Annotated in this window: 8 protein-coding genes and 1 pseudogene; all 9 read right to left on the bottom strand. The window is 61.4% G+C overall.

Translation table 11 applies throughout. The features are described 5' to 3' along the window. Positions 1-321 precede the first annotated feature (321 nt). A pseudogene (locus AB4O12_RS01915) lies at positions 322-3,914 on the bottom strand (glycosyltransferase). Between the two features lie 109 nt (positions 3,915-4,023). Further along, complete coding sequence (locus tag AB4O12_RS01910; RefSeq protein WP_150636629.1) at positions 4,024-5,592, bottom strand: flagellar hook-associated protein 3; 1,569 nt, start codon at positions 5,590-5,592, stop codon at positions 4,024-4,026. A gap of 13 nt (positions 5,593-5,605) precedes the next feature. Next, on the bottom strand, positions 5,606-7,651 hold the full coding sequence (flgK, locus tag AB4O12_RS01905; protein ID WP_071171415.1) for a flagellar hook-associated protein FlgK: 2,046 nt from the start codon (positions 7,649-7,651) through the stop codon (positions 5,606-5,608). A 25-nt stretch (positions 7,652-7,676) separates the two neighbouring features. After that, on the bottom strand, positions 7,677-8,993 hold the full coding sequence (flgJ, locus tag AB4O12_RS01900) for a flagellar assembly peptidoglycan hydrolase FlgJ (protein WP_056783752.1): 1,317 nt from the start codon (positions 8,991-8,993) through the stop codon (positions 7,677-7,679). A gap of 11 nt (positions 8,994-9,004) precedes the next feature. Next, entirely contained in the window at positions 9,005-10,093 is a 1,089-nt protein-coding gene (locus AB4O12_RS01895; protein ID WP_024012083.1) for a flagellar basal body P-ring protein FlgI, read from the bottom strand. A gap of 27 nt (positions 10,094-10,120) precedes the next feature. Beyond that, complete coding sequence (gene flgH, locus AB4O12_RS01890) at positions 10,121-10,816, bottom strand: flagellar basal body L-ring protein FlgH (protein WP_016771110.1); 696 nt, start codon at positions 10,814-10,816, stop codon at positions 10,121-10,123. A gap of 51 nt (positions 10,817-10,867) precedes the next feature. Continuing rightward, positions 10,868-11,653: a flagellar basal-body rod protein FlgG gene (flgG, locus tag AB4O12_RS01885; protein ID WP_016771111.1), complete on the bottom strand. Its 786-nt coding sequence runs from the start codon at positions 11,651-11,653 to the stop codon at positions 10,868-10,870. 45 nt (positions 11,654-11,698) lie between these two features. Continuing rightward, positions 11,699-12,439 (bottom strand): flagellar basal body rod protein FlgF, encoded by a 741-nt coding sequence (locus AB4O12_RS01880; RefSeq protein ID WP_016771112.1) that lies wholly within the window; start codon positions 12,437-12,439, stop codon positions 11,699-11,701. 344 nt (positions 12,440-12,783) lie between these two features. Then, complete coding sequence (locus AB4O12_RS01875; protein WP_016771113.1) at positions 12,784-14,346, bottom strand: sigma-54-dependent phenylalanine hydroxylase transcriptional regulator PhhR; 1,563 nt, start codon at positions 14,344-14,346, stop codon at positions 12,784-12,786. Positions 14,347-14,381 lie beyond the last annotated feature (35 nt).

Raw genomic sequence — 14,381 nt, 5'->3', positions numbered from 1 at the left:
GCGTGGGAGCGCAGCGACCGTCTGGCGCAGCCAGACACAGCGGAAGGAGGTGCAGCGAAGCAAACCGGAGCCGCTGCGCCCGGATCAGTCCCGCAGCGAAGGAACCCGAGCCTGCGAGGGCCGAACGTAGGAGCAAGCCTTTTGGGTTACCTTTTTGGCGTTTGAAAAAGGTGACCCGCCGTAAGGGCGGAACCGTAATCAGCAACACCCGCAGAAACGGATCTACACCCAAAACCCCCAACAGCCTGGTCGGCCCAAAGGCCGCCAAGGCCGCCAAGGCCCCAAAAAAAGGCAACCCCAAAAAGCCGCCTATATAAACGATCAATCCGCCAGCCAGCCATTCTCCCAATACCGCAGATTGTCACCACGCAACACATAATCGCGCATGACCACCTCGTGCAGCTCGTCACCCATGCGATAACTGGCGTCAGGGTCGGCCAGATGCATGCGAATCGCCTGCAGCCACTCATCAGTGCTGTTGGTCTTCACCCGCGTGCACGGCAGATAGCCCTGATAGGCTTCGGTATCAGTGCAGATGACCGGGTAACCGCAGGCGCCGTATTCCAGCAAACGCAGATTGCTCTTGCAGTCATTGAAAATGTGAAACTCCAGCGGTGCCAGAGCCAGGTCGAGGTTCAGACTGGCCAGCTTGGCCGGATAGACGTCCAGAGGAATCACACCGTGGAACTCGTGCATGTACGGACGCAGGTCATCCGGGCACATGCCAAAGAATACCCAGTCGACTTCGTTGGCCAGCTCACGCACGACATCGGCAATCACCGCCAGATCGCCATGGTGGCTGGTGCCTCCGCCCCAACCCACGCGAGGTTTTTCGAGGTGCGGCGCTGACCCCGCAAACCGGTCCAGAGGTTTTGCGCGAGCATGTTGGGGACTACGCGAATGTCGTGGTGCATGTCGGACAGCGCATTGGCCAGTGGTTGAGTCGACACCACCACGCGGTCGCACAGGCTGATCGCCTGGCGCACCATCCGCTCCATTTCCTGCTTGCTGGGCATGTTGCGGATATGCGCATTGCGATGCGGAACATCAATCACATAGTCATCCAGCTCGAAGATGCGCCGGGCATGGCAGAATTTTTTCAGCGGCGGGATTTCATCGATCGCGCCCTGGGAATAGCGCCCTTGCAGGACGATGACATCCGGCGACTGACGCTCGATTTCAATGATCGACGGCAAGCCGTAACGAATACACCCTTCGGCCCGGTTCGCCGCTTCCAGCTCTATCAGCGGCTGACTCATGCGGTAATGGCCAATGGCTGAGGCATTGATCGGCACGGCGAGTACGTTGGGCAATTGCGGCCTGGAGAAAGCAGTCCACCCCGTACGCAGGCCCGGCTCAAGGCTGAAACTCGTCGCGCCGACGCCCTGCAAGGACAGGTTGACATTGAAGGCCGGATCGCGAGCAATGCGCGGCAGCCAGCGCTTGTAGAAGATCTCCTGCTCGTGCAAATGTTGCTGGCCTTGCTGAGCTGTCGACTCGACAGTCGGGCGCACGCCCTGAGCCAGCAAGGCATAAGGCGTCCACACTACCAGGTAGCCTTCCTGGCCGATGCGCAGGCACAGATCCACCACGTTCAGCGCCTGCTTCAAATCCTCTTCATCAAGCCCTGCCACCGCCTCGAAAACCGTCTTGCGTACCATCAGGCAATCACCGCCGACCGCACTCAGATCGTGGGCGGCCTGGAGCCGGAACATATAACCGTCCGACTGCAGCGACTGTCCATAAAATGGCAGCCCGACCGCGCCCTGCATCCCCAGAATCATGCCGGCATGCAGCACATAACCATCCGGGTTGAACAACTTGGCGCCGACCACGCCGACTTCCGGGCGCTGCGCATGATTGAGCAGTTCGTCCAGCCAGTCGGCGTGGGTAATCACCGCAAAGGTATTGAGCAGCAGCACATATTCGCCACGAGCCTTGGTCACGGCAAAATTGTGCAGGGCAGCCATGTTGTCCGGCTGCGGGTACGGCAGCACGCGGATTCGGTCACCACCCAATTGCGCGATGCCGTCCAGCCATGCTCTGGCCTCAGCGGTTTCGCTGCCGTTGTCGACCAGCAGCAGTTCGTATTCGGCGTAGGCGGTTTTTTCCAGCACGGTCTCGACACACCGCTGCAAGGCAGCGGTCTGATCCCGGGTCACGATGATGATCGACACAAGCGGACGGCGCGCGTGCCGATAGTCGACACGATTGAGCAATTGGCAACTGCCACGGCGGATTTCATGGGCGACGCCAATGCGTTGCAGATGCGCTTCGAGCACACGAGGATTCTGTTCGATGACGCCTGGCTCGGCCAACCACCGCGACAGATCGAATGGCGACTCCAGCAGAACTTCGGCGACATGCCCGATCACCTGGGTGCCGTCGCTTTCGACCATGCGCCACAGCATGTCGTGAGGAGCCAGTTCGGTGAACGTCGTGTCAAAACCACCCAGCGCCAGAAAGCGTTCGCGCTTGAACGCCAAGGCGCGCCCGACATACGGGTAGCTGCGCATCAGATCAAGGTTGAAATCGGGTTTGAAGGCGGGTTCCACGGACTCACCATCGCGCAGACCGCCTTCATCGCTGTACACGCAACCGAGCGACGGCGAGTGCGCGATCCGGTCAGCCATGACCAGCAAGGCCGGCACCATCAGCCGGTCACCGGCCTGCAACAGGTAAAACCAGTCGGCGCCCTCCAGTTGGGGCAACAACGCGTTGATCTGACCCAGCCCGTCACCTTCCAGTGGCATGTGGAACGCGCGGCCATCCAGCGTCGCCTCGTTACAGGAAGCGGACAGCACCAGAATCAGTTCAGGGGCATAGTCCTGCCGAGCAAGCGCCTCAAGCGTGCGCTCGACTCCATCGCGACTGCCCTGGGCATCAATGACGATCGGCACTATTCGCGGCTGTTGTGGCCAGGCGGCCAGAGTTTCCGGCAGTAACTTGCGCTGCCCTTCAGTGAGACTGCGGCATTGCAGCCAGTGCGCGTAGAGTTCGGCGAAGCTCCAGCTATCGATGCCGACGCACCACTCCTGGCGACTCTGCTTGGTACCCAGCGTACGACTCAGGGGCAGCTCTTCCCAGACACGCGGCATTGCGTCAGCCTTGGTCAGCGGGACATAGCGCACCCAACCCGGCGCTGGCGCCGACTCGCCGCTGCGCGCCTTGAGCATTTGGAGAATCCACTCGCGCTCGACCTCGACCGCGTCTTTCATCGGCTGCTGAGCACTCAAGCGCTCCGGATACAGCCGCTCGGCACTGAGCACGGTGTTCGACATCGCCAGATTGCCGCGCCGCAGCAGGCATACGTACAAGGCGAAATCCAGGGTGGCGACAAAGCAGTGGCCGTCCTGAGTCAGCGCCGGCAACAAGTCGACGAGGTCCGAACGACGGAACAAGGCGCTGGAGAAACCGCCCAGCACATTGACCGGAAATTTTTCGAAGATGCCCAGCAGGTCGTCACCCTTGAACAGACCGCTGGCCGGTGACAACGAAGTGTTTTCCAGGCGCGCCGGCAGAATGATGTCGTCGGCGTCCCAGAACAGCCGCTGAGCCAGCACCAGGCTGACTTCCTCACGCAACATCTCGTGCGCCTGCTGCTCGATGCAGGCGGCATAGAGATGATCGTCGTCACACATGAACTTGACGAATTCACCCTGCGCCTGATCAAGGCACGCCTTGAGATTGCCGACCATGCCCAATGTGCGCGGGTTGCGCACATAGCGCACGGCAACACCCGAGCGCTCGGCCACAGCGCTGACAATCCCTTCGATCTCATGACCACGACTGTCGTCGCAGACAATGATCTCAAGAGGCGCGTATGTCTGGCTGACGGCGCTGTTCAATGCCCGCTCGAAAAAGCGCGGATTGAACGCAGGGATGGCAATGCTGACGAGGGGGAGTGAATTCACGGCGGGCTCACAGGCGGTACGAGCCCGCTCGCAAAAACGAGCCCTTGATACCGCAAAAAATCATTAACAGAGGGACAACGTTGGCGGGCGTGCACGCGCCCGCCAATCATCAGATCTTGTTGAACAGCCCCAACTGACTGATCTTGCTGAACGCCAGTTGCGCGGCTTGCAGCATGGTCTGTTGCAGCGTCAGACGGGTCATGACTTCAGCCGGATCGGAATCACGGATCGAACCCTGGGTCGTGCTGTTCGCCGTGGTCAGGCTGTCATTGGTGATGGTCTGCATGTCCAGCGCCTGGCCGCGCGCACCAATGGTGGTCACCGCCGTGCCGATCTGGTTGGAAGCTGCATCGATGTTGCCGAGGCCTGCCTCCATCGCGCCCTGCAATTTCTGCTTGGCAACCGGGTCACCGTCGACTGGCGTATTCAGCGCGGTGATCATCTGGCCCAGAGTGTCGAGCACGTTCTGGGTCTGATGATTGTTCGGCTGGATCGAGAACTGATCACCAGCGGCCGGCGCGCTGCCCAGGGCGAAAGTCACACCGGCAGCGGTGGCGTTACCGCCGGCAACCGTGCCCGAGGAAACCGGCTTGCTGTCGGCCGTCACCGGCGCGGCATACAGATCGAAATCGGTGGCGCTGGTGAACTTGAGCACCGCGCCGCCCTGCGGGAACGCTGCGGTGTAGGCTGCCTGATCGGTGATGGTCGAACCGGTGATCACGCTGGTCGACGGGTTACCCGGATTACGCGTGGTGGTGAACGAGTCCGGCGAGGCCGACAGCTGAAAACTGTGCCCTGCGATAACGGCGTCCGGATTGGTATCGCCGGCCTTCAGGTTGACGTTCAGCTTGAGGTCGACGCCACGGAAGCTGACAGTCTGGTTGGCGCCGGTGCTGTTGCTGATCAGGCCATTCTGGCTGGCCTCGGCAGTCACATCGTTACCCAAGGCATCGGTGATTTTCAGCTGGGTGCTGCTGACGAAATCGATGGTATACGGCTGCCCGGCGGTGAACTTGGCGTCGTAGGTGGCGGCAGTGCCGACGGTGCCGTTGGACAGCACGACACGGCCGTCATCCACAGCTGGCGCAGTCATTTTGGTGTTGGTGCGGCCGGTGTTGATGGTCTGCTGGAACGCGTCCCAACCGGTGGTGTTGGTACCCACGGTCATGCCGTCGCCGATGCCCAGATCGATGGTGGTCTGGTCGCCGTTGTAGCTGAACGTGCCGTCAGAATTCTTCGAATACGGCGCGGTATCGGTTTTCGAACCGGAGAACAGGTAGTTGCCGTTGGCATCCTTGGCGTTCATCAGGCCCAGCACTTGCTGTTGGATCTCACCCAGTTCCGAGGCATATGCCTGGCGGTCCTTGTCGGTGATGGTGCCGTTGTTCGCGGCCAGCGCCAGCTCTTTGGCTCGCGCAAGCGCCGTGGTAATCGAATCCAGAGTGGACTCCTGCACGGTCAAGGCGCTTTTGGTGGTGTTGACGTTGGTCTTGTACTGATCGAGCATCGCCGCCTGCTGGCCCAATTGCAGCAAGCGCCCGGCACCGATCGGATCATCGGCGGCGGTGTTGATGCGTTGCAGGCTGCTCGCCTCGCTCGCGGTGGCGACAGCCTTGTTGAAGTTACGCTGATAATCCGAAGCTTGCGTTCCGTAATACTGGGCGGTGGAAATGCGCATGAATTACGACTCCTTAAAGGCTGTTGATCAGCGTGGCGAAAGTTTCCTGCGCAGCTTTGATGATCTGCGAAGACGCTGTGTAGTACTGCTGGTACTTGACCAGGTTGCCGGTTTCTTCGTCCAGGTTGACCCCGGACAACGAATCGCGGGCACCCTTGGCATTCTCCAGAATCGCCGTGGTTGCGGCGCTGTCGGACTTGCCTTGGGCGGTCTTGGTACCGACGTTGGTCACCAGGGTGTTGTAGGCGTCGGTCAGGCTGATGCCCTTGCTCGCCGAACCGGTGTCCACGGTCTGTTTGGTTTGCAATGCGACCAGTGCCTGGGCGTTGCGGTTGTCCGAAGACGCCGCACCGGTCAGGTTCATGGTGAAGGTCTCGCCGGTTTTCGGCGTGCCGCCCACGGTGGTCTGCACGGTGAAGGTCTTCTGTACGTTCGGCGTGACGGTAGTGTCCATCACCGGGTTGCCGCTGGCATCGACGATGCCGACTTTCAGGTTCAGCGTGTTCGACTGGCCAGGCACGATGGTGCCGGTGCCGATGGTCGCGCCCTTGGCGTCGACCAGGTTGTACGACTGGCTGCCACCGCTGGCTGCGCCGAACACCAGTTTGACCGGTGTCGAATTCTTCAGCGCCGCCTGCATGTCAGCCTGGGCGGTCGGGTTGTAGATGTCGATCTTGTCGCTGAGCGTCGGCTGGGTGTACGTGCCCAGACCGTTGGCGCTGGCGACGCCGGTCAGCGGACCTGCCGCAGCGATTTTCTTCGGATCGGTCAGGACCGTCTGAATGCTCGCCGCCGCGTTGCGGGTCGGCGTGATCTTGAACGAGTCACCCGCGCTCAGCGCGCCGCCATTCAAGGCCAGGGTGAAACCGTCGATCACTGGCGGCGGATTGGTCGTGGTGCTGAATGCGCCCAGATCGGTGCCGTCGGAACGTTTGACGGTGTAATCGGTAGCGCTGGTGAAGGTCACCTGATAATCGCTGGTGGTCAGCTTGCCGGTGTCCTTGATGGTCACATCGAGGTTGCCCGAACCGGCGCTGTTGCCATCCTTCGCAATGCTGCGCTGACTGATCAGGGCGGCACTGTTGATGTTGTTGAAAATCGCCGCACCGAAGTCACCGTTCTTGTCGATGCCCTGGGCTTGCTGGCTGTTGATCTGATCGGCAATCACCAGGGCCACGCGACCGAGCTCGTTGAGCGATGGGTCGAGGACTTCCTTGCGATAGGTCAGCAGACCGCCGATTTCGCCACCGCTGATCACCGAAGTGATGTCGATGGTGCTCGAACCGCGATCCATCTGGATCGACATGCGCGACGGGTCGGTCTTGCTCGCGACCATGCTCAGGCTGTTGGTGGTGTTGCCGATGACCAGCGGCTGGCCGCTGCCGACATAAATGTCGAAGCTGGTGCCGCGCTCGACGACTTGCGCACCGGTAAGCTCGGAGAGTTGACGCACGGCTTCGTTACGGCTGTCGAGCAGGTCGTTCGGCGCCCCGCCGCTGGTGGAGATTTCGCCGATCTTCTGATTGAGATTGGCGATCGCCGTGGCGAGCTTGTTCACCTGGGCAGTCATGTCGCCGAGGCTGCCGTTGATCGTGGTGTTCTGATCGTTGAGCTGCTTGGCCAGGGTATTGAAACGGCTGGTCAGCGCCTGCGCGCCGGTCAGCACCGACTGACGCGAAGTGTCATCGGTGGCCGACGTCGATACGCCCTGCATCGAGGTGAAGAATTTCTGCAGCACACCGGTCAGGCCGGTGTTGGTGTCCGACAGCATGGCATCCAGCGGCGTCGCCTGCTTGAGAAACGCAGCCGATTCGCTGTCCAGCGAAGTCGCGGTGTGCAGCTGCGATTCCAGGTACGAGTTGTACACCCGGCGCACGTCAGCCAGGGTCGTGCCCGTGCCGATGAAAACGCTGCCGTACTGCTGCGAGGACTTAGTGCCCTGCACGGTTTGCTGACGTGAATAACCGGCGGTGTCGACGTTGGCAATGTTGTTGCCTGTCGTAGCCAGAGAGGACTGGCTGGCCGACAGTCCCGACATCCCGATATTGAGCAAACTCATGGTTCAGACCTTATTACCTGGTGCCTTATAAAGGCGTGGTGGAGACACCCGCCGCAGCGTAGTTTTCAAAACTGTTCATCTGCTTGGCAATTTGCGAAATCTTCGTCGCGTAGTTCGGGTCGGTGGCGTAACCGGCCTTCTGCAACTCGCGTACAAACTGTTCTGGGTTATCGGCCGACTTCAGCACTTCTTGATAGCGATTGTTGCTCTGCAGCAACGTCACCAGATCGTGGAAGCTGTCCTTGTACGAGGCATAGGAACGGAACTCGGCCGTCTCCTTGACCATCGCGCCATTGCGGAACTCGCTGGTGATCGCGCGGGCCGAATCGCCCTTCCAGTTGCTGCTCGCCTTGATGCCGAACAGGTTGTGGCTGCTGCTGCCATCCTGGGCGCGCATGACCGATTTGCCCCAGCCGGTTTCCAGTGCCGCTTGCGCCACCAGATAACGCGGATCGACGCCGATGCGGTCAGCGGCTTCCTTGGCCATCGGCAACATGGTGTTGACGAATTCGTCGGCGGAACTGAAGGCCTTCTTCGCCGGTGCCAGCGGAATCTGCGCCATGGCGCGGCCGTAGACCTGCATCTGCCCGCCAGCGGCTTTCTGCTCTTCGGCACGGGCCAGCCAGTCGCCGTTGTACAACGCGCCGGAGCCTGTGACGGCGGTAGTCGCAGCCCGTTGCGGCAAGGCGTTGGTCGCTGCCGCCGCAGTGCTGGCAGTGGCCGCGCTCGGCGCCGACGGCACCAGACCGGCGAGCAACCGGTCGGCCAGTTTCGGCGGCAGCGCCAGACGCCGCTGGTTGATCAGCGCCATGTCGTTGCGATGGGAAATATCGGTGTTGTTCGGAGCATGCACCGAGCGCGATGCCCACAACGGACGCTCGCCGTTGACGCGGGACAGCGGACCGGTGGCGACGGTGCCGGCGGCAATCGGCGTCGGCACGGCGGCGGCCTTGGCCAGCGCTTCCTGCTGCTTGGCGGCGGACGCAGCCGCAGCCTCGCCCGGCGCCATCGGTTTGTTCTTCGACATCTGCCGGATCAGCACGTCGGCCAGGCCGATACCACCGCCCTCCCGCGACATGGAAACCGCCAGTTGCTGGTCGTACATTTCCTGATACTGCTTGGCCGCCGGCGTGTTCAGCGGGTTGTCCTGGCCGAGCGCTTCGGTGGCCGAACGCATCGACTTGAGCATTTCGCCGAGGAACAGCGACTCGAATTCCTGCGCAACCTTGCGCATGTTTTCGTCGCTGTTCTTGTCGCCGACCTTGAGCTGGTTCAGACGATTGAGGTCGGAGTAGGAACCCGAATCGCTGCTGCTGACCAGACCGCTTTTGCGCATATCCATGGTGGCCGGCCTCAGATCACGATCAGGTCGGCTTGCAATGCGCCGGCCTGCTTCAGAGCTTCGAGAATTGCCATCAGGTCACCCGGTGCTGCGCCGACCTGGTTTACCGCACGGACGATCTCGTCGAGGGTGGTGCCCGGGCCGAACTTGAACATCGGTTTGGCTTCCTGTTCGGCATTCACCCGCGAGCGCGGCACCACGGCGGTCTGGCCGTTGGACAGCGGGCCAGGCTGGCTGACGATCGGGTCTTCGGTGATGGTCACTGTCAGGCTGCCGTGGGTCACGGCGGCTGGCGACACTTTCACGTTCTGGCCGATGACGATGGTGCCGGTACGCGAGTTGATGATGACTTTTGCCACCGCCTGACCCGGATCGATTTCGAGGTTCTCCAGGATCGACAGGTAGTCGACGCGCTGGCTCGGATCCAGTGGCGCAGTGACCCGCACCGATCCGCCGTCGATGGCTTGGGCGACGCCGGGGCCGAGCATGTCGTTGACCTTGTCGACGATGCGCTTGGCGGTGGTGAAGTCGGAGCGGTTGAGGTTCAGCGTCAGGCTGTTGCCCTGGTTGAAACCGCTCGGCACCGCACGTTCCACCGACGCACCGCCAGGGATGCGACCGGCCGACGGAACGTTGACGGTGATCTTCGAACCATCACGGCCTTCAGCGTCGAAACCGCCAACCACGAGGTTGCCCTGAGCGATCGCATAGACGTTGCCGTCGATACCCTTGAGCGGCGTCAGCAGCAAGGTGCCGCCACGCAGGCTCTTGGAGTTACCGATCGAGGATACGGTGATGTCGACCTGCTGACCCGGTTTGGCAAACGCTGGCAGATCGGCGCTCACCGACACCGCCGCGACGTTCTTCAACTGCACGTTGCCCGATCCCGGCGGCACCTTGATGCCGAACTGCGAGAGCATGTTGTTGAAGGTCTGCAGGGTGAACGGAGTCTGCGTCGTCTGGTCACCGGTGCCGTTAAGCCCGACCACCAGGCCGTAACCGATCAACTGGTTGGAGCGCACGCCGGAAATGCTGGCGATGTCTTTCAGCCGCTCGGCGTGTGCGGTGAACGCCGCAGACATCAACAACGCGGCCACCATAAGGCTCTTGAAATTCAAAGTCGCCACCTAGAAAGGGAACAGCGGGCTGAGGAAGAAACGGTCGAACCAGCCTGGCTGACTCGTATCGGCAAACGCGCCGGTACCCGAGTAGGTGATGCGCGCATCGGCGACACGGGTCGACGACACGGTGTTGTCGGTCGCGATGTCATCGGCGCGGACCATACCGGCGATGCGCACCAGTTCGTCACCGGTGTTGAGCGTCAGCCACTTCTCGCCACGCACGGCGATGATGCCGTTGGGCAGCACGTCGGCCACGGTCACGGTGATCGAACCGGTCAGGCTGTTGCTCTGCCCGGACTTGGCGTCGCCCTTGGTCGAACGGTCGGCGCTGTAGCCGGCGTTGAGGCTCAGGTCACCGCCACCGATCGGGTTGTTGGTGGTCAGGCTGGAACCGAACAACGAGGTCAGACCAATCGAGTTATCGCTGTTCTTGTCCATCTGCGAGTTGGCGTTCTTGCTCGCCTGGGTGCGCTCGTTCAGGGTGATGGTGATGATGTCACCGACCCGGAACGCCTTGCGGTCGCTGTACAGGTTCTGCTCGAAGCCGGCCTGATAGATCGAGCCGTTATTGGCAGCCGCCGGCAACGGTGTGCGCGGCAACACCGGGGCGTAGTAAGGGTCATTGGGCTTGGGCGTCGGGGCGACGCAGCCCGCGAGCGAGACGACCCCACTCAATGCCAGAACAGATACAAAGCGCTTCATGACCCTACCTCACGGTGTTGCTGGCGACCTCAGGCCACCCCAAAGACTGGATTACAGATTCTGCGTTACGAACGAGAGCATCTGGTCGGCGGTGGAGATCACCTTGGAGTTCATCTCGTAGGCGCGTTGAGTGGTGATCATGTTGACCATCTCTTCAACGGTGCTGACGTTCGAGGTTTCCAGGGTGTTCTGCAGCGTGGTACCGAAACCGTTCAGGCCCGGAGTGCCGATCTGCGGCGCGCCGGAAGCAGCGGTTTCCAGGAACAGGTTGTTGCCCACTGCTTGCAGACCGGCCGGGTTGATGAAGTCGGCGGTCTGCAGGTTGCCGATCACTTGCGAGGCCGGGTTGCCGGCGATGGTGATCGACACGGTGCCGTCACGGCCAACAGTGAAGGTCTGCGCATCGTTCGGGATGATGATCGCCGGTTCCAGGGCGAAACCGCTGGCGTTGACGATCTGGCCATTGGAGTCGAGGTGGAAAGTACCGTCACGGGTGTAGGACGTGGTGCCGTCCGGCTGCAGGATCTGGAAGAAACCGCGACCGTCGATGGCCATGTCCAGCGGCTGCTCGGTGGTTTGCAGGCTGCCGGCGGTGAAGTTTTTCTGGGTGCCGACAATGCGCACACCGGTACCCACTTGCAGACCCGACGGCAGTTCGCTGTCCTGGGTCGACTGGGCGCCTGGCTGACGCTTGATCTGATAGAGCAAGTCCTGGAACTCGGCACGGTCACGTTTGAAACCCGTGGTCGAAACGTTCGCCAGGTTGTTGGAAATGGTGGTCAGGTTGGTGTCCTGGGCGGACAGACCGGTTTTGGCAACCCATAGAGCCGGAAGCATTCGATTCTCCTCGTGCGCCTGTTTTACGGCGCGACGTTCTGATAATTAGCTGATCTGCAAGACCCGAGCCATGGCCTGGTCGTCGTCTTTGGCGGTGTTCATCATCTTGACGTGCAACTCGAATTGCTTGGCCAGGGCCAGCACCGAAGTCATTTCTTCCACGGCATTGACGTTGCTCGACTCAAGGAAACCCGAGACCAGTTTGACGTTGGCGTCGGCTTGCGCCGGCTGGCCGTCCTTGGTGTAAATCGAACCGTCGAGGCCTTTGTTCATGTTCTTGATGTCCGGGTTGACCAGCTTGATCCGGTCGACTTCGGCCATGACGCGCGGACCTTCGCCCATTGCGCGAATGCTGATGGTGCCGTCTTCGCCGACTTCGACCTGCTGCTCGGGCGGCACGGCGATCGGGCCGCCATTACCGATCACCGGCATGCCGTTGCCGGCGCGCAGTACGCCGAGGGCGTCGATGTTGAGGCTGCCGGTACGCACGTAGCTTTCACCACCGCTGGGGTTTTGCACGGCGATGAAACCGTTGCCGGATACCGCGACGTCGAGTTCACGACCGGTCTGCACCAGCGAGCCCGGCGTGAAGTCGGTGGCAGGACGTTCGCTCATGGCAAACGCGCGCGCCGGAAAGCTGTCACCGAATACCGGCATCGAACGCGCCTGCTCGAGGTCGCGCTGGAAGCCGTTGGTGGAAATGTTCGCCAGGTTGTTGGCATGCGCCCGCTGCGCCAGTGCGTTCTGGCTGGCGCCGGTCATTGCCACATAAAGGTACTTGTCCACAGTGTTTCCTCTGCATGCCGGACGTTTGCCGCCCACCGCTGTACTGCTCAGCCATAAGCAATTTGCAGACCAACTTTTTATTGGCGGGCGAAGGCCCGGTAAACAGGGGACTTGGGGGGATCGGAGGGGGAATCTGAAATGGGTCGAAGACGAAAAACCGGCGGTGTCATGCCGGTTAGTGGCAATCCTGAGTTCGGCGGGGGATGGAGATCCTGTGGCGAGGGGATTTATCCCCGTTCGGCTGCGCAGCAGTCGCCAAGCCTGCAAATGAGGTCGCTGGGAAGAAAAAGCGGGGCGGCTTCGCCGCCCATCGGGGATAAATCCCCTCGCCACAAAGGCTCTATTTAGCTTTCGGAGGTTTTGCCAACCTCATACTCACGCAACTTGTTGGCAATCGTCGTGTGCGACACACCGAGTCGCTTGCCCAACTGCCGACTGCTTGGATGCTCGGAATACAAGCGTTCCAGCACCGCTTTTTCGAAACGCCCGACGATCTCGTCCAGACTTCCGTCGAGGGAAAAATCGCCAAGCGGCTGACGCACGCCATAATCCGGCAGGCGAATATGTTCGGCCTTGACCGTGCCGCCGTCGCACAGGGAAACCGCCTGGAACAGCACGTTCTCCAGTTGCCGCACATTGCCCGGCCAGTGGTAATGGCTGAGGCGATCCATCGCCGCCGGGGCCAGTTTCGGCAGCGGACAACCGATCTGCCGACTGGCCTGGTCGAGAAAGTGTTCAACCAGCGGCGTCAGACCGTCGAGGCACTCGCGCAGCGGCGGGATGTGCAGCGACAGCACGTTCAAGCGGTGATAGAGATCCTGACGAAACTCACCGCGCGCGCACAATTCGGACAAGTCCACCTGCGTCGCGCAGATCACCCGCACGTCCAGATACACCTCTTCATCACTGCCGACGCGACGGAAGCAACCGTCCTGAAGAAAGCGCAGCAATTTGACCTGCAAACGCGGGCTCATCTCGCCGACGCCATCGAGAAACAGCGTGCCGCCAGCGGTCAATTCGAGCAGGCCAAGCTTGCCCTCAGCGCGAGCGCCTTCGAAGGCGCCGGGGCCGTAGCCGAACAACTCGGTCTCGGCCATCGACTCCGGCAGTCCGGCGCAGTTGAGCGCCATCAACGGTGACTGTCCGCGCGGGCTGGCGAGGTGGCAGGCGCGCGCCAGCAATTCCTTGCCAGTGCCGGTTTCGCCTTCTATTAATAGCGGCGCATCCAGCGGCGCCATGCGCCGCGCTTCGCGGACCACAGCGGCCATGACTTTCGAGCTTTGAAAGATGCTGTCGAACCCGCGCAGTTCCTGCTTGCGCACATTGTAGATTCGCTCGCCGACACGGTCGGCGCGATGCAGAGTCAATACGGCGCCGGCCATGGCCTCGCTGTCGTCGTGTTCCGATTGCAGCGGCGCGATGTCAGCGAGAAAGATGTCGCCCTTGACCTTGACCCGCATGCCGTTGATTCGCGATTTGTTGGCGCGCACCAATTCCGGCAAATCGAAATCCTCGGCGTAGCGCGACAGCGGAATCCCCGGCACCTCATCGACGCGCACCCCGAGCAACTGCGCCGCCGCGCGGTTGGCCGCAACGATCGAACCGCCCATGTCGATCGACAGCACCGGAAATTCCAGCGCGCCGAGCAGTGCGTTCAATTCCATGTGCCGGCGTTCGCTGGGCATCAGCCCGACGCGCTTGACCCCGAACACCCCGCCGATTGCCTCGAACTTGGGGCGCAACGCCTGGAACTGGATGTTGATCAGGTTCGGGCAGTGCAGGTAGATCGCATTGCCATGCTCACCACCCACCTCGCCGCGAGCGACGTTGATCCCGTACGCCACCAGCAGATTGAGGATGTCACGCAGGATGCCGATGCGATTCTGGCAGTGGACTTTGATGCGCATAGAAAAAGGTCCGACAGGTTTGAAAGATAAACACA

It is taken from the genome of Pseudomonas sp. S2_A05, assembly GCF_054668485.1.
The sequence above is the reverse complement of the archived record's forward strand: the minus strand, read 5'-3'. Positions and strand labels throughout refer to the sequence as shown.

Bases quoted from the DNA above. Each gene is read 5' to 3' on its own strand.
- flgK (WP_071171415.1), bottom strand. From the start codon at position 7,651: ATGAGTTTGCTCAATATCGGGATGTCGGGACTGTCGGCCAGCCAGTCC.
- AB4O12_RS01895 (WP_024012083.1), bottom strand. From the start codon at position 10,093: ATGGTGGCCGCGTTGTTGATGTCTGCGGCGTTCACCGCACACGCCGAG.
- flgG (WP_016771111.1), bottom strand. From the start codon at position 11,653: ATGCTTCCGGCTCTATGGGTTGCCAAAACCGGTCTGTCCGCCCAGGAC.
- flgJ (WP_056783752.1), bottom strand. From the start codon at position 8,993: ATGGATATGCGCAAAAGCGGTCTGGTCAGCAGCAGCGATTCGGGTTCC.
- AB4O12_RS01875 (WP_016771113.1), bottom strand. From the start codon at position 14,346: ATGCGCATCAAAGTCCACTGCCAGAATCGCATCGGCATCCTGCGTGAC.
- flgH (WP_016771110.1), bottom strand. From the start codon at position 10,816: ATGAAGCGCTTTGTATCTGTTCTGGCATTGAGTGGGGTCGTCTCGCTC.
- AB4O12_RS01910 (WP_150636629.1), bottom strand. From the start codon at position 5,592: ATGCGCATTTCCACCGCCCAGTATTACGGAACGCAAGCTTCGGATTAT.